General features: G+C 70.0%; 20 protein-coding genes. 8 read left to right on the top strand and 12 right to left on the bottom strand.

Annotated features, from left to right (window positions below; all coding sequences use genetic code 11):
- Positions 1-15: 15 nt before the first annotated feature.
- Positions 16-1,236: a cytochrome P450 gene (locus ACFFCA_RS05480; RefSeq protein ID WP_375482596.1), complete on the bottom strand. Its 1,221-nt coding sequence runs from the start codon at positions 1,234-1,236 to the stop codon at positions 16-18.
- A 206-nt stretch (positions 1,237-1,442) separates the two neighbouring features.
- On the opposite strand from ACFFCA_RS05480, the gene ACFFCA_RS05475 reads away from it, so the two are divergent.
- Both ACFFCA_RS05475 and ACFFCA_RS05470 read left to right on the top strand, forming a co-directional pair.
- Positions 1,443-1,784, top strand: coding sequence for a hypothetical protein (locus ACFFCA_RS05475; protein WP_375482594.1), 342 nt, complete (start codon positions 1,443-1,445; stop codon positions 1,782-1,784).
- A 5-nt stretch (positions 1,785-1,789) separates the two neighbouring features.
- Positions 1,790-3,340, top strand: coding sequence for a class I adenylate-forming enzyme family protein (locus tag ACFFCA_RS05470; RefSeq protein ID WP_375482592.1), 1,551 nt, complete (start codon positions 1,790-1,792; stop codon positions 3,338-3,340).
- Between the two features lie 15 nt (positions 3,341-3,355).
- Here the strand turns inward: ACFFCA_RS05470 and ACFFCA_RS05465 are convergent, their stop codons facing one another.
- A complete protein-coding gene (locus ACFFCA_RS05465; protein ID WP_375482590.1) occupies positions 3,356-4,588 on the bottom strand; it encodes a CaiB/BaiF CoA transferase family protein in 1,233 nt (410 codons plus the stop codon).
- 50 nt (positions 4,589-4,638) lie between these two features.
- Positions 4,639-5,544 carry an acyl-CoA thioesterase gene (locus ACFFCA_RS05460; protein ID WP_375482588.1) on the bottom strand — a complete coding sequence of 302 codons (906 nt, stop codon included), beginning with the start codon at positions 5,542-5,544 and terminating at the stop codon, positions 4,639-4,641.
- 89 nt (positions 5,545-5,633) lie between these two features.
- Here ACFFCA_RS05460 and ACFFCA_RS05455 point away from each other — a divergent pair, with 89 nt between their 5' ends.
- Genes ACFFCA_RS05455 through ACFFCA_RS05445 form a run of 3 tightly spaced genes read left to right on the top strand, consistent with a single transcriptional unit; the run spans position 5,634 to position 7,398 of the window.
- Positions 5,634-6,410 (top strand): crotonase/enoyl-CoA hydratase family protein, encoded by a 777-nt coding sequence (locus ACFFCA_RS05455; RefSeq protein ID WP_375482586.1) that lies wholly within the window; start codon positions 5,634-5,636, stop codon positions 6,408-6,410.
- A 59-nt stretch (positions 6,411-6,469) separates the two neighbouring features.
- On the top strand, positions 6,470-6,751 hold the full coding sequence (locus ACFFCA_RS05450; RefSeq protein ID WP_375482584.1) for a hypothetical protein: 282 nt from the start codon (positions 6,470-6,472) through the stop codon (positions 6,749-6,751).
- A complete protein-coding gene (locus ACFFCA_RS05445) occupies positions 6,748-7,398 on the top strand; it encodes a cysteine hydrolase (protein WP_375482582.1) in 651 nt (216 codons plus the stop codon). Before ACFFCA_RS05450 ends, ACFFCA_RS05445 begins: the two co-directional genes overlap by 4 nt.
- Before the next feature lie 30 nt (positions 7,399-7,428).
- On the opposite strand, the gene ACFFCA_RS05440 is transcribed toward ACFFCA_RS05445, so the two are convergent.
- Both ACFFCA_RS05440 and ACFFCA_RS05435 read right to left on the bottom strand, forming a co-directional pair.
- Positions 7,429-8,262 (bottom strand): SDR family NAD(P)-dependent oxidoreductase, encoded by an 834-nt coding sequence (locus tag ACFFCA_RS05440; protein WP_375482580.1) that lies wholly within the window; start codon positions 8,260-8,262, stop codon positions 7,429-7,431.
- Between the two features lie 37 nt (positions 8,263-8,299).
- A complete protein-coding gene (locus ACFFCA_RS05435; protein WP_375482578.1) occupies positions 8,300-9,208 on the bottom strand; it encodes a TIGR03619 family F420-dependent LLM class oxidoreductase in 909 nt (302 codons plus the stop codon).
- A gap of 96 nt (positions 9,209-9,304) precedes the next feature.
- On the opposite strand from ACFFCA_RS05435, the gene ACFFCA_RS05430 reads away from it, so the two are divergent.
- Positions 9,305-10,789, top strand: coding sequence for an aldehyde dehydrogenase family protein (locus ACFFCA_RS05430; RefSeq protein ID WP_375482576.1), 1,485 nt, complete (start codon positions 9,305-9,307; stop codon positions 10,787-10,789).
- Positions 10,790-10,791: 2 nt separating this feature from the next.
- Positions 10,792-11,256 carry a nuclear transport factor 2 family protein gene (locus ACFFCA_RS05425; protein WP_375482574.1) on the top strand — a complete coding sequence of 155 codons (465 nt, stop codon included), beginning with the start codon at positions 10,792-10,794 and terminating at the stop codon, positions 11,254-11,256.
- A gap of 26 nt (positions 11,257-11,282) precedes the next feature.
- On the opposite strand, the gene ACFFCA_RS05420 is transcribed toward ACFFCA_RS05425, so the two are convergent.
- The 5 genes from ACFFCA_RS05420 to ACFFCA_RS05400 form a co-directional block, all read right to left on the bottom strand.
- Positions 11,283-12,902: a class I adenylate-forming enzyme family protein gene (locus tag ACFFCA_RS05420; RefSeq protein ID WP_375482572.1), complete on the bottom strand. Its 1,620-nt coding sequence runs from the start codon at positions 12,900-12,902 to the stop codon at positions 11,283-11,285.
- A 23-nt stretch (positions 12,903-12,925) separates the two neighbouring features.
- Positions 12,926-13,783 carry a mycofactocin-coupled SDR family oxidoreductase gene (locus ACFFCA_RS05415; RefSeq protein WP_375482570.1) on the bottom strand — a complete coding sequence of 286 codons (858 nt, stop codon included), beginning with the start codon at positions 13,781-13,783 and terminating at the stop codon, positions 12,926-12,928.
- Positions 13,784-13,874: 91 nt separating this feature from the next.
- Entirely contained in the window at positions 13,875-14,780 is a 906-nt protein-coding gene (locus ACFFCA_RS05410) for an SDR family NAD(P)-dependent oxidoreductase (protein WP_375482568.1), read from the bottom strand.
- Positions 14,781-14,826: 46 nt separating this feature from the next.
- Positions 14,827-15,672, bottom strand: a complete 846-nt coding sequence (locus ACFFCA_RS05405) for an acyl-CoA thioesterase (protein ID WP_375482566.1) — start codon at positions 15,670-15,672, stop codon at positions 14,827-14,829.
- Positions 15,673-15,727: 55 nt separating this feature from the next.
- Positions 15,728-16,885, bottom strand: coding sequence for an amidohydrolase family protein (locus ACFFCA_RS05400; protein ID WP_375482564.1), 1,158 nt, complete (start codon positions 16,883-16,885; stop codon positions 15,728-15,730).
- Positions 16,886-17,013: 128 nt separating this feature from the next.
- Here ACFFCA_RS05400 and ACFFCA_RS05395 point away from each other — a divergent pair, with 128 nt between their 5' ends.
- Positions 17,014-17,472 carry an acyl-CoA thioesterase gene (locus ACFFCA_RS05395; RefSeq protein ID WP_375482562.1) on the top strand — a complete coding sequence of 153 codons (459 nt, stop codon included), beginning with the start codon at positions 17,014-17,016 and terminating at the stop codon, positions 17,470-17,472.
- Here ACFFCA_RS05395 and ACFFCA_RS05390 read toward each other — a convergent pair.
- Together ACFFCA_RS05390 and ACFFCA_RS05385 are read right to left on the bottom strand one after the other, a co-directional pair.
- Positions 17,469-17,984 carry a nuclear transport factor 2 family protein gene (locus tag ACFFCA_RS05390; RefSeq protein ID WP_375482560.1) on the bottom strand — a complete coding sequence of 172 codons (516 nt, stop codon included), beginning with the start codon at positions 17,982-17,984 and terminating at the stop codon, positions 17,469-17,471. The genes ACFFCA_RS05395 and ACFFCA_RS05390 overlap by 4 nt on opposite strands.
- A gap of 7 nt (positions 17,985-17,991) precedes the next feature.
- On the bottom strand, positions 17,992-18,843 hold the full coding sequence (locus tag ACFFCA_RS05385) for a mycofactocin-coupled SDR family oxidoreductase (protein ID WP_375482559.1): 852 nt from the start codon (positions 18,841-18,843) through the stop codon (positions 17,992-17,994).
- Positions 18,844-18,887: the final 44 nt, after the last annotated feature.

The raw sequence follows: 18,887 nt of genomic DNA, 5'->3' as shown, positions 1-18,887 counted from the left end.
GACGAGCCGAACGGTTCAGACGTCCCAGACCAGCGGCAGGTTCGACAGGCCGATCTGCCCGCCGTGCTCACGGATGGGGATCGAGGTGTCGATGCGGTAGTTCGGAACCCGCTTGTGCCACTCCTCCATCGCGACGTTCATCTCCAGACGGGCCAGGTGCGCTCCGAGGCACCGGTGCGGTCCCGCGCCGAAGGCGATGTGGCGGTTCTCCGCCCGGTCGATGATCACTTCGTTCGCATTCGGGAACTCGCCCTCGTCGCGGTTGGCCGCGACGATCGGCAGCCAGACCATCTCACCGGCCTTGACGTCCACGCCCGCCAGGCAGGTGTCCTGCATGACCTTCCGTCCCGGCGTGACGAAGGCGTAGTACCGCATGAACTCCTCCATCGCCGGACCGATCAGCGACGGGTCCTCGTTGATGCGACGACGGTCCTCGTCGTGCGTGGCGAGGTGCTGGAAGGAATAGGTCAGCTGCGTGGCGACCGTGTCCAGGCCGGCCATGAACATGAGCAGGCAGAACGCCATCATGTCGTCGTTCGAGATCGGCTCGCCGTCGATGGTCCAGCTCAACGCCTTGCTGATGATGTCGCTGCGCGGGTCCTCCCTGCGCTGTGCGATGACGTCGGTGAAGTAGGCATGCACCCCGCCCATCGCCTCCAGGGCCCGGCCCGAGGCCGAGGAGCCCTCGTGCAGGATGGCGGTCTCCCACTCCTGGAACTGGTCCGCGTCGGTGATGGGCATGCCCATGATGTCCATGAAGATCTGGTTCGGGAACTTCAGGGCGACGTCCTGCACGAAGTCGCACTCACCGCGCGGTGCGACCTCGTCGATGATGACGCCGAAGCGTTCGCGGATCTTCGGTTCGAGGGCCTCGACGGCGCCCGGCGAGAAGAGCGGACCGAGCAGCTTGCGCCACTTATTGTGCTTCGGTGCGTCCAGCATCTCCGGGATCCACAGGTACGGCGGTTCCGGGGTGTCGGGCAGGACGGCGGTGCTGGAGAACAGCTGCGGGTTCTGCAGGGCCTCACGGATCGGCTCCATCGCCGTGACGGCCCAGAACGGGTGTCCGGACGCGTCACCGAAGTGGATGTCGTCGGTCTCGCGCAGCTCGTCGATCTTGTCGAAGTGCTCGAAGGGCTTCCGCGCGACCGGACACTGCATCAGGTCGGCGAAGTCGACGACAGGGCCGGTCGCGCGCTTGGTGGTGTTCTTCGAGGAGTCAGCGACTGCAGTCATCGGCGGTAACCTTTCGACTTTTCGGACACGTGAGACAGACCTGGAAGCGTGCTCTCGAGGCGTGGGTCACAGTAGAACAGTTATCTTATTAAGACAACGAGATCCGGCGAGCCGCGTTGTCGTTCACACCCCGCGGCAAGGTTGGCAGGCTTCGTCTAACTGATTAAGCTTTTGGTGGACGTGCGCGAAGCGCGACAGGACCCGACATGGACACACGAGACAAGGGGAACCACACGGTGCGTACGGCAGTCGGTCAGACCCTCAGCAGCGTCACGGACTCAACGACGGTCATCGTCGTGCGGTCACCCGGCGCGGACGTCGAGATCACATGCGGCGGGCGGCCGATGGTCGACGCCAAAGCCGGCGCGTCCGTCGACCGTGTCGAGGCCGATCCGGGATTCGCCGACGGATCGTTGCTGGGCAAGCGGTACGAGGACGCGTCGTCGACCATCGAGCTGCTGGTCACCAAAGGTGGGACCAGCTCGCTGGCGGTCGACGGGCAGCTACTGGTCGTCAAGTCCGCGAAGCCACTGCCCGCCTCGGACTGAACCCGATGAACCTCGCACTGCTGCTGGACATGGCTCGAGACGGCTTCGCGGACCGGGTGCTGCTCGGATCGCACCTCGACGGCATCACAACCGAGGACCTGCACCGGCGCAGCGTGCGAGGTGCGGCAGCACTGCGCAACGCAGGCAGCACCGCACTGATCTATCTCGGTGTCAACGGTCCGGCGTTCCCCGTCTCCATGTTCGCAGCGGTGCGCGCGGGTATCCCGCTCGTGCCGCTGAACTACCGCCTGGGCGACGAACAGCTCGAGACCCTGCTCGCGCACCACCCCGGCGCGCTGGCCGTCACCGAGCCCGAGCGGCTCGACCGCGTACGGACGCTCGGGATCGAGGCCATGACGATCGACGACTGGCTGGCGCGCACCGCCGGGCAGGACCGGGGTGACCTCCCGGACGGCGAGGCCGGTCACGACACCGGTGGCGGCATCGGTGACGACGGTGACGACGACGCCTCGGAGGCAGCGGTCATCATCTACACCAGCGGCACCACGTCCGCACCGAAAGGTGTGGTCGTCAAGCACTCGAACCTGCTGTCCTACGTGTTCGGGACGGTGGAGTTCGGCTCCGCCGACCCTGCCGAGGCCGCGCTGGTCAGCGTGCCGCCGTACCACATCGCCGCGGTGGCGAACACGGTCACCAACCTGTACGCCGGGCGGCGCACCGTCGTGCTCGAGCAGTTCTCGCCGGACCAGTGGCTGGCCGTCGCGCGGCAGGAGCGCATCACGAATGCGATGGTCGTCCCCACCATGCTCGTCCGGATCATGTCGGCCTCCGGTGAGCTGCAGGTCCCGTCGCTGCGGGCCATCGCCTACGGCGGTGCCGCCATGCCGCTGCCGGTCATCGAACGTGCCCTGCGGGCCTGGCCGGACGTCGACTTCGTCAACGCCTACGGTTTGACCGAGACGAGTTCGACCATCGCCGTCCTCGGCCCGGCCGACCACCGCGAGGCGCTGGCGAGCGCGGACGCCGAGGTCCGCGCCCGGCTGTCCTCCGCCGGGCGGGTCGTCCCGGCGATCGAGCTGCAGATCCGCGACGACGACGGCGCGGTTGTCCGGGACGGGCGCACGGGCCGCATCTTCGTCCGGGGCGATCAGGTGTCGGGGGAGTACACCGGTTCGGGCTCGGTGCTCGACACCGAGGGCTTCTTCGACACCCGCGACGTCGGTCACCTCGACAGCGGCGGTTACCTGTTCGTGCACGGCCGCGCGGACGACACCATCATCCGGGGTGGCGAGAACATCGCGCCCGCCGAGATCGAGGACGTGCTGCTGAACCACCCCGACATCGTCGACGCGGTCGTGGTCGGGGTACCGGACGACGAGTGGGGTCAGCGCCTCGAGGCCGCCGTCGTGCTGCGGGTCGGCTCCGGCACGGACGGCGAGGCCCTGCGCCGGCACGTCCGGCAGCACCTCCGCGGCTCGAAGACACCGGAGCGCATCCTGGTCTGGGACGAGCTGCCGCGCACCGAGACGGGCAAGCTCATCCGCCGCGAGGCCGTCCGCCTGCTCGCCGACGACGCCCGGACCGCGCCGGTCTGACCGCCGAGTGCGGCCTCAGGTGACCGCCCCGGCGATCTTGAGCTGGATCGACTGCTCGTCGCTGACACCGAGCTCCCGCAGGATCTCGTCGGTGTGCTCGGCGAACTGCGGCGCCCGCGTGAGCTGTTGCGGCGACTCGTCGAACTGCACGGGACTGGTCACCAGCTCACGCTGCTCGCCGTCCGCGTCGACGACCGTCGAGATGTAGCCGTTGGCCCGGAGCATCGGGTCCTGGCTGACCTCCCACACGTCCTGCACCGGCGCCCACGGTCCGCTCATCGTGGCGAAGAGCGCCGTCCATTCGGCGTAGGTGCGCTCCTGCAGCACCTCGGCGACCAGCCGGCCGGCCTCCGGCGCGTTGGCCATCAGCTTCTCGGCGCTGTCGAACCGCGAGTCCTCGGCGAGGTCCGGTCGGCCGATCAGCGTGACGAAACCCGGCCAGAAACGTCCCGGCTGCAGCATCGTGAGCATCAGCCAGCGCCCGTCCGAGGTCCGGTACGTCCCGCTGAGCGGATTGCGTGCCGCACCGTGCTTGGGCGATCCGGCCTCGGGCAACGGGCCACCCGTGACCATCGCGAGGTTGACCCCGAACTGCATGGCCCACGCGCCGACGCTGAGCAGGGACACGTCGACCACGGACGTCTCGCCGGTGGTGGCCCGCCGGTACAGCGCCGCCGAGATGCCTCCCGCGATCGTCATGCCGCCCATCGAGTCGCCATAGGCACCCGTGGGCATCTGGCACATCTGCTCGGCGTCGGCCGGGGTGACGTGGGCCGCGCTGCCCGCCCGCGCCCAGAACGCCGTCGAGTCGTAGCCACCCTTGTCGGCGTCCTCGCCCCGGACGCCGAAGCCGCTGCCGCGCACGAAGATGATGTCGGGATTGATCGCGCGCACGTCCTCGACGTCGATCCCGAGCTTGCGACGCGCGCTGGGCAGGTAGTTGGTGAGGAAGACGTCCGACTGCCGGATGAGCTGCTCCAGCACCGGTCGGACCTCCGGCTTGGCCAGGTCGAGACCGATGCTCCGCTTGCCGCGGTTCGGGCCCTCCATGATCGGGTAGAAGCTGCTGCCGGGCGCCACCGCGTCCAGCCCCAGCACGCTGACCAGGCCGCGCTGCGCGTCACCGGTCACGGCATGCTCGACCTTGATCACGTCCGCTCCCCAGTCGCTCAACACGGCGGCCGCCGCGGGAACGAAGGTGAACTGCGCGACCTCGAGGATGCGAACACCCGCCATCGGCTTGTCCATACGTCGACCCACTCTCTCGGTTGGTGGTACGTCGTGCACGTTCCGGCGATTCAGCCGGCGAGTCCTTCTTCAGCTCGGTCGCGGTACGCAGCGACGCGCAGCAGCCCTTCCTGCATCACCGTGGCGACCAGCGTTCCGGAGCGGTCGAACATCTGGCCGCGGCTGAGTTGCCGCCCCGACCCGCTCCAACTGCCTTCCTGCTCGTAGCGCCACCACTCGCCGAAGCTCACCGACCCGTGGAACCACATGGTGTGGTTGAGGGTCACGGCCAGCACGCCGTCGTCACCGTGCCGCAGCCCGTGCCGGACCATGCCCGCGGTCAGCAGGAACAGGTCGGAGGTGTAGATCATGCCTGCGCGGTCCAGGTGCGGGTCGTCACCGGGCACAGGGTCGGCGCGCAGCCACACCTGCTGGTGCGGGACCAGCTCGTGGCCGGGCGGGGGGCTCCACCGACCCGGCACCTCCGGGGCACGCACCTCGACGGGCAACCACCCGGACAACCGTTGCCACCACTGGCGCGTGGCCTCGTCGCCGGACCGGCGCGCGAGCTCGCCGAAGGTCGGCAGGTCCTCGGGCCGGCCGGCGGCCGGGGCCACCGGCTGGTGGGCGGGCCCGGACTCGCGCCGGTGGAACGACGCCGTGAGCTCGAGCAGTTCGCGTCCCGATTGGCACACCTGCACCCGGCGGTACGCGAACGAGCCGCGGTCGACGAACGGCGAGACCGCGAGCTCGAGGTCGCGCTGCGGGTCGCCCGGTCGGCCGAACCTCGCGTGCACCAGATGCAGCTCCAGCTCCGGCGACATCGTACGACTCGCGGCCAGCGCGGCTTGACCCATGAGCTGGCCGCCGAAGATCCGCTGCTGCCGGGCACCACTCGGCGCCGGGGCCCGGAACCGCAGGTCTCCGGTGCGCTCGACGCGCAGGGCATCGGCCAACGCGGGGCGGGGCGCTAGCATGTAATCAGTTTACTAATTTCACGAGGATGGGCAATCACGGGGTGGTCCGGTCGCGGCGCCCCGACCGGCCCTCCGCGGAAGGAGACATCGTGGCCGATCCCGCCCAGGATCCCGTGCTCGTCGAGCACCGCGACGGCGTCGTCATCATCACCATCAACCGCCCCGAGGCGCGCAACGCGGTCAACCGCGCCGTCTCCGACGCCGCTGCGGCGGCCATCGACGAGTTGGAGCGCCGTCCCGACCTCAGCGTCGGCATCGTGACCGGTGCGGGCGGCTACTTCAGCGCCGGCATGGATCTCAAGGCCTTCCTGGCCGGGGAGCACGTGGCCCTCGAGGGTCGCGGCATGCTCGGTTTCACCGAGCGTCCGCCCGCCAAGCCGCTGATCGCCGCGGTCGAGGGGCCGGCGCTGGCCGGCGGCTGCGAGATCGCCCTGGCCTGCGACCTCATCGTCGCGGCCGAGGACGCCCGCTTCGGCGTGCCCGAGGTCAAGCGCGGACTCGTCGCCGGTGGCGGCGGACTGCTCCGGCTCCCCCGCCGCATCCCGCAGGCCGTCGCGATGGAGCTCGCCCTCACCGGCGATCCCGTCACGGCCCCGGACGCACTGCGTTACGGGTTGATCAACGCAGTGACCGCGAAGGGCGGTGCGCTGGACGGCGCGCTGGCGCTCGCCGCCCGAATTACGGTCAACGGCCCGCTGGCGGTCGCGGCGACCCGGCAGATCGTCCTCAAGGCCACCGAATGGACCATGGACCAGGCCTGGGCCGAGCAGAGAAAGATCATGGATCCGGTGTTCGGGTCCGACGACGCGCAGGAGGGCGCGCGGGCCTTCGCCGAGAAGCGTCCGCCCGTCTGGACCGGTCGCTGACCGGTCGTTCCGCTGCACCGGCGGTCCTGACCGCCACACCCACGACAGGAGGTACACCGGTGACTGATGCCGACGAGGGACTCGTCGAACGTCCCGAGGACGACGAGGACTACGACCTGCTCACCTACGGCGAGGTCGCCGCGCGCCTGTCCGAGGTGCTCGCCGAGGAGCGTCAACACCTGGACGCGTTGCAGGCCGACGGCGCCCCCGAGTCCGCGGTCACCGCCCAGCGTGAACGCATCGAGGAGCTCGTCGCCGGCCGCGAGCGCTACCGCCAGCAGAAGGCCACCGCCGAGGCCTTCCTGCGCCGTTTCGGCCTCACTCCGCGGAGCGGGACATGAGCAGGCGGTTGATGGGTCTGGACAGGCAACAGCGGCCCGCGCTGGTCGTGGTCGAATGCCAGAACCGGATGACCAACCCGGCCTACCAGGACGACAACCGCGCCGGACTGATGACACAGGTGGTGTCGCGCGGCATCATCGGGCGGATCAACACGTTGGCCGCCGCGTTCCGCGAGCACGGACATCCGGTCGTGTTCGCCACGATCGCGCTGCGGCCCGGGTTCCGCGGTTACCGCGTCAATTGTGTGCTCGCTGCGCAGCTCGTCCGGAACGGGTCACTCGTCCTGGGAGAGCCGGCAGCCCGGCTCAACGACGACCTGGTCGTCGAGCCGACCGACGTCGTCAGCAACCGGATGAGCGGCATGGCCGTGTTCACCGGGACCGAGGTCGACGCGATCCTGCGTGGCTTCGGCGTGCAGACCGTCGTGCTCGCCGGTGTCTCGACCAATATCGCGCTGCCGTCGAGCGCGTGCGAGGCGGTCGGCCTCGGCTACGACGTCGTGCTGGCCGAGGACTGCACAGCCGGCGGCAGCGAGGAGACACACCGGATGCAGGTGACGATGCACCTACCCTTCCTCGCCACCGTGGCGAGCAGCGAACAGATCATCGCCCGGCTCGCAGCGCCGGTCGCTCGGACCGCCTCCTGACGACCGGACGGTCCGCGCGCCTCGGACCCGTCAGCCCTGGCGCCAGTCCGGGTACAGCCCGCGCTCCAGGACCAGGTCCTGCGCCTCGATGTTCTGCCGCTGCAGCGCGTCGGCCTCCGGCCGGGTCACCAGCCAGGTGATGGCCGCGGCGACGGCCTGCGGCGGGCACGCCCGTGCGGGGTCGAAGCCGAACTCGTCGGCGTCAAGGGAGTTGCGCTCGGTGAGCGTGAACCCGGGATTGACGTTGAAGGCCCGGATGCCGCGCGCGCCGTACTCCGCCTGAATGCTGCCCACGAGCGTGTGCCCGGCCGCCTTGCCGATGCGGTAGCCGAGACCGGGCCGCGGCGCCTGCGGGTACCAGGTGTAGCCGGCGTCGGACGACACCGTGACCACCGTGCCGGAACCCTGGTCGAGCATCGCGGGCAGCAGCAGCTGGACGATCCGGATCGGAGCCACCCCGTGTGCCGCCATGAACAGTGCGTACTGCTCGACGGGCGTGTCGAGGATGGTGTCCATGAGGCCCGGCCCGATGTGGCGACCGTTGTTCACGATCACGTCCACCCCGCCCCACTCGCTGATCAGCTGCTGCACGGCCGATTCGACCGAGGGCAGGTCGATGAGGTCCATCCGCAGCCGTAACGCCGCACGCCCGAGACCCTCGATGGCGGCCGCGGTCTCCTCCAGGCTGCCGGGCAGGGGACGCACGTCCCGCTTGTGCACCGTCTGGCTGTGCTCGCTCGTGGCCTCGCCACTGCGCACGGTCCGTGCCGCGATCGCGACGTCGTACCCCTGCTCGGCAAGGGCCAGCGCGATCGCCTTGCCGATCCCGCGGCTCGCTCCCGTGACCAGTGCTCGTGCCGGCATATGTCGCTCCCTCTCGGTGTTGCGGTCGGACCCGGACCTAGGCGGGCGGGCGCAGGGACTGCGCACCGATGCGGTCGGCGGCGAAGCGCTGCAGCTCGGTACCGAGCTGCGCGCGGTCCAGCGTCGGCGGCAGCCGCAGCACCAGCCGGTGGACGCCGATCTCCTGCCGGCGGTCGGCGATGTCCGCCGCGTCGTCCAGATCGATGCCTGCGGTCACCAGGAACGGTTCGGCCTCGCGTCCGGCCGCCCTGCGCGCCTCGAGCACGACAGCCAGCCGTTCCCGCAACTGCGCGTCGTCCGTGCTGCCGATCTCGATCCAGCCGTCGCCCAGCGCACCGGCGCGACGCAGCGCGGCGGGCGAGGTGCCGCCGATCTCGATCGGGATCGGGCGCTGGAACGGCTTGGGCTCGAAGTGGACCGGCGGGATGTCGTAGTGGGTCCCGTGGTGCTCGATGATCTCCTCGGTCCACAGCCGCCGCAGCAGGGGGATGATCTCGTCCGCGCGCCGGCCGCGAGTGCCGGCGTCGAGCCCGACGATGTCGAACTCCTCCTTCAGCCACCCCACCCCGGCGCCCAGGGTGACGCGACCGCGCGACAGCCGGTCGACGGTCAGCACGCCCCGCGCCGTGATCAGCGGGTGACGCAGCGGCAGCACGTAGACCCCGGTGGCGAGGCGGATCCTCTCGGTCACCGTCGCCATGCCGCCGAGCAGCACCCACGGGTCGTAGACCGCCGTGTCCGCCGAGATCGGCGCCCGACCGTCGGCGGTGTACAGGTAGGTCGCCGGCAGCTCACGCGGCAACACGAGGTGGTCCGGGACCCAGACGGACTCGAACCCGAGGCGTTCGGCCTCCTGGGCCAGCGAGGCGTAGTGCCGGGGACTCAGACCGCTCAGCGACAGTCCGTACCTCAACCAGGCCCCCTCGTCGCGGCTGCTGCTGTACACCAGGGAAGTGCTCCGACGGATGCCTTCTCCGAAGCGGAGTACTAAGTTAGCTTAATGAGAGATCTGGACCCGAACGCACCCGAAGGACGGACAGTCATGGCGGACCTCAGCTACACGTTGTTCATCGACGGCAAGTACGTCGACGCCTCGGGCGATGCGACCATCACCGTCATCAACCCGGCGACGGAGGAGCGGATCGGCGTTGTGCCCGAGGGCACCGTCGAGGACGCCAAGCGTGCCGTCGGGGCCGCCCGCCGCGCCTTCGACGACGGCCCGTGGGGACGGTCGACCCCTCGCGAGCGCGCGAAGGTGCTCAGCGCCATGGCCGACATCATGACCCGCCGCTACGCCGAGCTCGTGGATCTCAACATCGCGGAGGCGGGGTCTATCCGTCCGCTCGCGGAATTCCTGCAGGTCGGGGTGCCGATCGAGCACCTGCGCGACTTCGCCGAGCGGGTGCTGTACAAGTACGACTTCGAGACACCGCAGGCGCCCTACATCGGCGCGGGCGGCATGGCCGGCATCGGTCAGGGCATCGTGCAACGCGAGGCGATCGGCGTCGTCTCGCTCATCACCGCCTACAACTTCCCGTTGTTCCTCAACATGTTCAAGCTCGCCCCGGCGCTGGCCGCGGGCTGCACGGCCATCCTCAAGCCCTCCCCGGACACACCGCTCGAAGCGCTCATCCTGGGTGAGATCGCCGACGAGGCGGGCCTGCCGCCCGGCGTGCTCAACATCGTCACCGGCGGCATCGAGGCGAGCGCCGAGCTGACCACCAACCCGGCCGTGGACATGGTCAGCTTCACCGGCTCGGACGCCGTGGGTCGACGGGTGTACTCGCAGGCGACCGACACGCTCAAACGGGTCGTCCTCGAACTCGGCGGCAAGTCGGCCAACATCATCTGCGAGGGCACGGACCTAGAGAAGGTGATGCCCCACATCATCATGAACTTCACGACACACGCCGGTCAGGGCTGCTCGCTGCAGACCCGCACCCTGGTGCACGAGTCGATGTTCGACGACGTGGTGCACGGGCTCAAGACCGCACTGGACGGCATCAAGGTCGGCGACCCGAGCGACCCCTCGGTCACCATGGGTCCGCTGATCAGCGAGGCGCAGCGCGGCCGGGTGGAGGCGCTGATCCGCTCCGGCCTCGACGAGGGCGGCCAGATCGCCTACGGCGGAGGCCGCCCTACGGGTATCGACAAGGGTTTCTTCGTCGAGCCCACCGTCTTCGTCGACATGGACAACTCGATGACCTTGTCGCAGCGCGAGGTGTTCGGCCCGGTCAGCGTGATGCTGCCGTTCGCCACCGACGACGAGGCCGTCAAGATCGCCAACGACAGCGACTTCGGCCTCGGCGGAGGCGTATGGGCGCCGGACCCGGTGCGCGCCTTCGAGCTCGCGCGGCGGTTGCGCACCGGACAGGTCGTCATCAACGGCGGCGGGGGTGGCGGACTCAGCCCGTACTCGCCGTTCGGCGGTTACAAGCAGAGCGGCCTCGGACGCGAGTGGGGCGCCGCGGGCATGGAGGAGTACCTGCAGACCAAGGCCATCACCTGGGGCGTGGCCGGCGCCTGAGCATGGAACTCTGGGAACTCCTCGCCCGCGAACAGATCCGGCACACTGTCTCGGCGTACGCGGTGGCGGGGGACTCGGGCAGGGTCGACGAGCTGGCCGCCCAGTTCACCGACGACGGGGTCCTCGACGTCAGCGGCAAGGAGCAGGCTCGGGGGCGCGACCAGATCGTCGCCATGCTCGCGCGGCACGCGGCGAACGGGGCCCCGCCGCCGGGCGACGGCGACGGTGTGCCGTTCTTCATCCGGCACTTCGTCACGAACATCGCGATCCAGCAGATCAGCCGGACCGAGGCCAGAGCCGTGGCCTACTTCGCCGTCTTCACACCCGACGGCCCCGACCACTGGGGACGCTACCGCGACGTCTTCGTCCCGGACGGGGACCGGTGGTTGCTGCAGCACCGCACCGCACGGGTGGACAGCTCGGTCGAGGGCGGCTGGTACCGCCGGACGTTCGCGCTCGTCGGCTGACCCGTCTGCCTACCACCGGTACCGGGTCACCCGCCGCGGCCCTGCCAGTCCTGCTGTAATCGCCTGCGCAGGACCTTGCCCGTGGCACCGCGCGGCAGTTCGACAACGACCCGGAGCAGTTCGGGGGTGAGCAGCCGGCCGGCACCGGCGGCTGCGAAGTGCGACCTGATCGCGGTGAGGTCGACCGCCGCGCCGTCGCGCGGCACGACGACGGCCAGCACCCGCTCGCCGTACCGCGCATCGGGTACGCCCACCACGGCCGCGTCGGCGACGTCCGGGTGGCGGAACAGCACCTGCTCGACGTCCGCCGCCGCGATGTTCTCGCCCCCGCGGATGATGATCTCCTTCAGCCGGCCGGTGACCACCAGGGCTGCGGTGCCGGTGTCGATGCGGCCGAGGTCGCCGGTCCGGAACCAGCCGCCCGGCAGGTGGGCTGCGAGGTCCTGCTCGGGGTCCGTGTAGCCCACCATCAGTTCCGGCCCGAGGGTCACGATCTCGCCGACGGCGCCGCGTGGCACGTCGCGCCCCACGTCGTCGACGATCCGGACCCGGTTTCCGGGCGTGACCCGGCCGTCGGTGTGGGCGCGCACCTCGAAGGGGTCATCGGCTGACCCGGCCGTGACGGTCGGGTGCTCGGTCAACCCGTACGAGCGGGCCACCAACACCCCGACCGCGTCTGCCCGCTCGACCAGCACGGCGGGGACGCCCGCACCGCCCTGGCTGCTGAAGGCGAGGGGGGCTAGATCGCCCGGGCCGGCGCCGTCGAGCAGAGCCGCCAGGAAGAACGGGACGGAGCCCATGACGGTCGCTCCGACGTCGCGGATGAGCGCGAGGGCGCCGTCGCGGTCCCACGGCTCGAGAAAGCCGGCCGCACGTCGGGTCACCAGCGGGATGAGCGTGCTGACCAGGCCGCCGACATGGCCGGGCGGCAACGGTACGAACGTGCGGCGGACGTCCTCGCCCGACAGGCCGGCCCATCCCGTCGAGACTTCCGTCAGCAGGGCGTTGTGGCTGTGCAGCACGCCTTTCGGGCGGCCGCTGCTGCCGGAGGTGTAGATCAAGGCGCAGGGCGCGTCGGGGTCGAGCGGCCGCGGCACGTACGCGCCCGCGTCCGCACCCGGCAGCCGGTCGAACGCGAGGTCCGCCGGCGCGCCCGGTCCGGTGACCAGCACGGTCGTGAGGGCCGGGACGGCCGCCGCGGCGGCGAGCCGTGTCTGATGGGTGACCCCGCGCCACTCGTCGGGAACGACCAGCAGCCGGGCGCCGGAGTCGGCGAGCGCGGCCTCCAGGTGCTGCTCGCCGGCGGCCGTCGGCAGCGGCACGATCACGATGCCCGTGCGTAACGCCGCCACCATCGTGACCACGAGCTCGACGCTGCTGGGCAGCTGCACGAGCACGCGATCGCCCGGCCTGAGACCGGCGTGCACGAAGCCTGCGGCGACCGCGGCGCTACGCAGATCCAGCTCGCCGAACGTCAGGGTTTGGCGCGTCCCACCGTGGGCGAAGGTGAGCTCGGTGCCGGGTGCCGCGCGCAGACCCCGGGCGATGACGGTGCCCAGGTCGTCACGCTGGTACAGCCCGAGTCGGTACCACTCCAGCCGGTTTCGCGCTCGCGCCTGCTCGAGCGTGCGCGCCGAGACGCCCACGCCCGAGGAGGCGACGACCGGACTCAGAGGCTCTCGGCGAGCTGCTTGATGACCGAGCCGGCGTCCACCCGCAGTTGCAGGCCGGTGACGTAGCGCGACTCGTCCGAGGCCAGGAACACCGCGGCGTTGCTGATGTCGACCGGTTCGACGTACGGGATCGGCAGGGCCTGCATGCTCGGGAAGGCCTGCTCGGCGTCCTCGCGCGAGGGGGACTCGACGTCCGGCCGGAACAGCTTGTACATCGGCTCGTTGTGCAACAGCATCGTGTTGCAGTTGGTCGGGTGCACCGCGTTCACCCGGATCATCCGGGGCGCCATGACGAGCGCCAGCTCCTTCACGTACTGCGCGATCGTGCGCTTGGCCAGGCTGTAACCACGCCCGCCCGGACCGGTGGACGGTCCGTCCGCGGCTCCGGGGATCAACGAGGCGACGGAGCCCGTCGCGATCATCGATGCCCCGTCCTGCAGATGGGGATACGCGGTCCAGAACGCGTTCTGGACACCGACCAGCAAGGTGTCCATGTGCTGGAAGAAGGTCTCGATCGGGAAGTCGCCCAACGCGCAGATGCCGGCGTTGGCGAACACGATGTCGAGGTGGCCCAGCTGGGCCACCCCGTCGTCGACCGCGGCCTGCATCGCCCGCCGGTCCCCGACGTCCGCCACGTGGGTGACGATCCGGCGGTCCTGGGCCTCGACCAGCCGCACGGTCTCCTCCAGGTCGGCCTTGCTCGACATCGGGTAGGGCATGTTGGGCACGTCGGCGCAGAGGTCCACGCCGATGATGTCGGCGCCCTCCTCGGCGAAGCGCACCGCGTGACTGCGACCCTGTCCTCGTGCGATCCCCGTGATGAAGGCGACCTTGCCCTCGAGTCGTCCAGCCATCGGTGTGAGCCCTCCTGTGTGCCGCGGTCGGCGCCGGTCGGCGCGCGACACCTAGCAGCTTACGGAATCAGCTGACTAAGCAAAACAAATGTCAGAGCAGCGTCTCGGTCCCGTTCGGGTTCAGCGTCCAGCCGCCGTCGCCGTCGCGCAGCCAGCCCGAGGAAGCCCAGGTGCCCCCGTCGACGTTGACGGTCACCCCGGTGACGTAACCGGCCATCGGCGAGCTCAGCCACACGGCGACCCCGGCGCACTCGTCGACCAGTCCCTCGCGTCCGGCCGGGATCAGCAACCCCCAACTGTCGTCGGTGTCCGGCCAGGTGTCGGGCGTGACCGGGCCGGTGCCGTTGCCCTTGGTCCCGGGCGAGATCGTGTGGTCGGGGGCGATGCAGTTGACCCGGATGCCGTGCTCGGCCAGCTCCACGGCGGCCGTGCGGGTGAAGTTGACCATGCCGGCCTTGCATGCGGCGTACACGGCGTAGCGGGGCGCGGCACGCATGCCCTCGATGCTGGCCACGTTGACGATGGAGCCGCCGTTGCCGAAGCGGACCATGGCCCGCGCTGCCTCCTGGGACGCGACGAGCATCGACATCAGATTGATGTCGATGTGGTTGCGCATGCTCGCCTCGGGCTGGGTCAGGAACGCGCCCCCGCGGGTCCCGCCGGCGTTGTTGACCAGGACGTCGAGGCGTCCGAACTCGTCGCCCACCTGCTGGACAGCACTGCGCAACGCCCCGGTGTCACGGACGTCGCAGTGGACGGCGAGGGCGCGATGACCGTGCTGGTCCAGGGCGGCGACGGCCGCCGCGCAGCGCTGTTCGTCGATGTCGATCACAGCGACGTCGGCGCCGAAGCGAGCGGCGCCGAGCGCGATGCCCAGTCCGATCCCGCCGCCGCCACCGGTGACGACCACGGTGCGCCCGGTGAGCAGGACGTCGTCGGGGGACAAGCGGGTGCTGGTAACGTCACGGGCGCGGGCCATGAGCTCGACGACGTTCACGGTGTCCTCCTGGGATGGGCCGGCGGGCCGGGATGCACGGGCCGGGTCAGCGATCCGTCGATCTGCGGATCGTCCACGGCCGGGGGCCGCTCCGGCGTCGGTACAGGGACTCCTGCGCGAGCCCGGCCACCAGGACCCCGCTCTCGTCGAACACGTGCCCTCGGTACATGGCCCGCCCGTGCGCGACCGACTCGCCGTGCAGGTCCAGCAGCAGCCACTGCGGTGCGGTCAGGCGGTGGAACCACAGGGAGTGGTCGATGCTGGTCAGCGACACGTTCCAGTCGAAGTCGGCCAGCGTGAAGACGCCCGTGCACATGTCCGAGACATAGGTGATCATGCAGGCCCACAGGTTGGGATCGGACGCGGGGACATCGTCCGCGACGCGCGCCCAGAAGCGCTCCGGGGTGGGGACGACCGGCGCGGACTGCACGTCGCGGAAGACGACACCCACCGCGCGGGTCGAGAGCTCGTGGTCGGCCAGTTCCTCGGGACGAGGAACGTGCGGCGCCGAAGGCCCCTGCACGTCCGGGCCGTCCTCGCCACGGTGGAACGAGGACAGGACGTTCAGCAGCACTTCTCCGTCCTGGATGGCCAGGACCCGTCGCGCGGCGTACGAGCGGCCGTCACGGTCCCGAAAGACGCGCAGCAGCAGGCTCCGGCGCGGATCGCCCTGCCGCACGAAGTACCCGTGCAGCGAGTGGGCCACGAACCCGTCCCCCACCGTCAGTGACGCGGCGCGCAACGCCTGCGCCAGCACCTGACCGCCGTACAGGCCTTCGGGGTCGTCGCACAGCGTGACGGGCCGGAACAGGTCGACCTCGACGGCTTCGAGCTCCAGCAGGTCCGACAGCCGGACCTCGGCGGTCGCGCCGGTTGTCTCTAGCGGCCGCACGCGCACCCCGTCCCGTCGAGACGCGTTCCGCGGGAGCCGCCGCGCACCCGCCGCCTCAGGCCGGGAACTTGAAGAGAGCCCGCGCGTTCGTCTCTACGATCATCCGAGCCTCGTCGTCGGGCACGTTGACGAGGTTCTCGGCGATCCGCTTGCGACTGTTCGGCCAGTTCGAGTCGGAGTGCGGGTAGTCGACCTCGATGAGGATGTTCTCGATGCCGATCTGGTAGCGGTTGTCGACGCCATGGAAGTCGTCGATGAAGCAGCCCCAGAAGTGCTTCTTGAACAGCTCGGACGGCCGTGCCACCTTATCGATGTCCTGGTACCAGCGGTGCCGCTCCCAGGTGTAGTCGATGCGCTCGAGCAGGTAGGGGATCCAGCCGATCCCGCCCTCGGACAGGACGAAACGCAGCTTCGGGTGCCGTTGCAGCACGCCGGACAGCAGCAGGTCCGCCGTCGACCACATGGAGTTCGTGGCGAACACGGCGATGGCCACCGCGAACGGGGCGTGGGGATCGGGCTTGCTCTTGTCGAGGAACGAGAAGCCCGGCACGAAGCTGCCCGACCCGAAGTGCAGTGCGAGCGGGATGTCGGCGGCCTCCACGGCGTCCCACAGCGGTTCCCAGTGGGTGGGGTGGTGGAAGGACGGCAACCCGAGCGGGACCGGCCCGTCCGGGAAACTGATCGCCTTGGTCCCGAGGGTGGCGAGCCGCTCGACCTCGCGGGCGCACGCCACGGGGTCCCAGGTCGGCAGCAGGCCGAGCGGGATGAGCCGGCTGGGCGCTGCGGCACACCACTCGTCGACCTGGAAGTCGTTCCACGCGCGCACGCACTCGAGGGCGAGGTCCTTGTCCTTCGCACGCTGGAACACCCCGCCGGAGAAACCGGGGAAGGACGGGAAGCACAGCGCCGCCTCGACGCCGTCGATGTCCATGTCCTTCACCCGCTCGCCGGCGTCGTAGCAGCCGGGGATCATGTCGTCGTAGCGGACCGGCTCCATCCCGTACTCTTTCGGGTCCTTGCCGGCGACCGCGTTCAGACCGATCTGCGGGTAGATCTCGCCGTCGTAGCGCCAGACGTGGTGCCCGAGCTCGTCCTCGATGATCTGGGGGCCGCGCTCCTTCAGCGCCGCCGGCAGCCGGTCGAGCCACACATTGGGGTGCTCGACGACGTGATCGTCGGTCGAGATGATCTTCATATCGTTCTGCAACGGCATACCGAGAACCTCCTGGACACGTGTTCTGTAAAGGTATAACTGAATTGGCTGCACGCCAACCCTCATTGCTCAATGAGTAAGCTATTTTGATCAGGGCCGCCACCACCGCGCCCTACCGGGAGGTCAGGATGCGATCCGAACCCCGCTTCCGCAGCATCGCCTCCTACCCGGTGGTCCGGGTGCTCGAGACCCTGTTCTCCGACATGGACATCCAGCGACACGTGAACAACGTCGCCATCACCCGGTACTTCGAGGAAGCCCGCTCCGCCCTGCGTCGCGCCGTCGCGCAGGCGTATCCGGGCCAGCTCGCCTCGGTCGTCCTCGCCAGCGTCGAGGTGCACTACCTGCGCGAGGTCAGCTATCCCGGCCCCGTGCAGGTGGGCATCGGGACCGGGCGCCTGGGCACCACCTCGTGGCAGAGTCTGGCGGGCCTGTTCCAGGACGGCGAGTGCGTGGCGCTCTCCCGGGCGACCGACATCCGGCGTACCGCGGACCGGACGGCCGGCCAGCGACTCACCGAACAGGAGCGGGCGGCGCTGGCCGGTTTCGCGGTCGGTGGCGAGGCAGCCGGAACGGTCCGGCCCTAGGCCCGGGACCAGAACGCCTGCCAGGTGGGCCAGTCGCCGGGCAACGCTGCGACGCGCGGATCACGGCCCGGCCAGCGGTCCATGAGCTCCCCGGCCGGGCTCGGCTCCTGGTGGACGCCGTACCAGACCTTCTCCTTGCGGCGGCGGAAGTACCACCGGCCGTCGACGCGTTCGTAGGTGTCCCAGTACTGGATCATCATGACGAACCACCCGTGGCCGTCCGGGTCGCCGACCGGGGCACCGTGCTCGGCCCGGCAGTACACGACGCCTTCGGCATGGTCGTCGTCGAGGACGGTGATCCGGTGGTTGCCGACGAAGTGGATGCTCACGCCGAAGGTCCGCAGCACCTGGTCGAACCACGCCCGCAACGCGTCGCGACCGACCTGGTCCCGGCCCACCTGGACGTCGTGGACGAAGCACTCCATCAGCGCGTCCAGATCGCGCGCATCGACGGCCTCGGCGTAGCGCAGGGCGAGCTGCCTCACCTGCTCGTGGGTGGACTCCTCGGTCATGGCCGCCTCACGGGTGGAAGGCGTTGACCTTGAGGTAACCGGCGGCGTCGACACGCAGCTGGTTGCCGGTCAGGTAACGCGACTCGTCCGAGGCGAGGTACACCACGGCGTGGCTGATGTCGTCCGGGCTCACGTAGGGCACGGGCATCGCGTGCACGACCGCGAAGTGCTTCTGCGCATCCTCACGGGTCGGCTCGTCGAGGTCCCGCCGGAACTGCCGGTAGGTGGAGTCGTTCAGCAGCATGGGGCTCTCCACGTTGGTCGGGTGGATCACGTTGGCGCGGATCTGCTCCGGGGCCAGTGCCGTCGCGAGCTCATGGATGTACTGCGCGACGGCCAGCTTGGCGTACTTGTACCCCGCCGATCCCGGGCCCGCCTCGTCGTACGCGCGTCGGGGTCGGACCGCGACCAGAGACCCGATGGCGATGATCGAGGCGCCGGACCGCAGGTGCGGGTAGGCGGCGTGGATCGTGTTGATCACGCCAAGCAGGTTGATGTCGACCGTGTCGACCCAGACCTGGTTCGAGTCCGAGCCCAGGGACGACACCGCCGCGTTCGCGACGACGACGTCGAGCCGACCCAGTTCGGCGATCGTCCGGCTGACCGCGCCGGCCATGGCCGCGGGGTCCCGCACGTCGGCCTGCACGGCGACGCACCGACGATCGAGCGCCTCGACCGCACGCACCGTCTCGTCCAGCTCGGCGGCGGTGGCCATCGGGTACGGCACGGTCGCGATGTCCTCGCACAGGTCCACGGCGACGATGTCGGCGCCCTCCGCGGCCAGGCGCACCGCGTGGTTGCGTCCCTGGCCACGTGCCGCCCCGGTGATCAGAGCGACCTTTCCGGCTACGCGGTCCATCCCACGCCCTTCCGTCCGATGTTCGCCGCCGACCCTGCGTCGAC

It is taken from the genome of uncultured Jatrophihabitans sp. (assembly GCF_964252635.1).
Classification (GTDB): Bacteria; Actinomycetota; Actinomycetes; order Mycobacteriales; family Jatrophihabitantaceae; genus Jatrophihabitans.
The sequence above is the reverse complement of the archived record's forward strand: the minus strand, read 5'-3'. Positions and strand labels throughout refer to the sequence as shown.

Excerpts from the sequence above, each read along its gene's own strand:
- ACFFCA_RS05440 (WP_375482580.1), bottom strand. The coding sequence starts at position 8,262 with ATGCCGGCACGAGCACTGGTCACGGGAGCGAGCCGCGGGATCGGCAAG.
- ACFFCA_RS05445 (WP_375482582.1), top strand. The coding sequence starts at position 6,748 with ATGAGCAGGCGGTTGATGGGTCTGGACAGGCAACAGCGGCCCGCGCTG.
- ACFFCA_RS05395 (WP_375482562.1), top strand. The coding sequence starts at position 17,014 with ATGCGATCCGAACCCCGCTTCCGCAGCATCGCCTCCTACCCGGTGGTC.
- ACFFCA_RS05400 (WP_375482564.1), bottom strand. The coding sequence starts at position 16,885 with ATGCCGTTGCAGAACGATATGAAGATCATCTCGACCGACGATCACGTC.
- ACFFCA_RS05475 (WP_375482594.1), top strand. The coding sequence starts at position 1,443 with ATGGACACACGAGACAAGGGGAACCACACGGTGCGTACGGCAGTCGGT.
- ACFFCA_RS05385 (WP_375482559.1), bottom strand. The coding sequence starts at position 18,843 with ATGGACCGCGTAGCCGGAAAGGTCGCTCTGATCACCGGGGCGGCACGT.
- ACFFCA_RS05480 (WP_375482596.1), bottom strand. The coding sequence starts at position 1,236 with ATGACTGCAGTCGCTGACTCCTCGAAGAACACCACCAAGCGCGCGACC.
- ACFFCA_RS05465 (WP_375482590.1), bottom strand. The coding sequence starts at position 4,588 with ATGGACAAGCCGATGGCGGGTGTTCGCATCCTCGAGGTCGCGCAGTTC.
- ACFFCA_RS05390 (WP_375482560.1), bottom strand. The coding sequence starts at position 17,984 with ATGACCGAGGAGTCCACCCACGAGCAGGTGAGGCAGCTCGCCCTGCGC.
- ACFFCA_RS05415 (WP_375482570.1), bottom strand. The coding sequence starts at position 13,783 with ATGGCTGGACGACTCGAGGGCAAGGTCGCCTTCATCACGGGGATCGCA.
- ACFFCA_RS05460 (WP_375482588.1), bottom strand. The coding sequence starts at position 5,544 with ATGCTAGCGCCCCGCCCCGCGTTGGCCGATGCCCTGCGCGTCGAGCGC.
- ACFFCA_RS05470 (WP_375482592.1), top strand. The coding sequence starts at position 1,790 with ATGAACCTCGCACTGCTGCTGGACATGGCTCGAGACGGCTTCGCGGAC.
- ACFFCA_RS05425 (WP_375482574.1), top strand. The coding sequence starts at position 10,792 with ATGGAACTCTGGGAACTCCTCGCCCGCGAACAGATCCGGCACACTGTC.
- ACFFCA_RS05430 (WP_375482576.1), top strand. The coding sequence starts at position 9,305 with ATGGCGGACCTCAGCTACACGTTGTTCATCGACGGCAAGTACGTCGAC.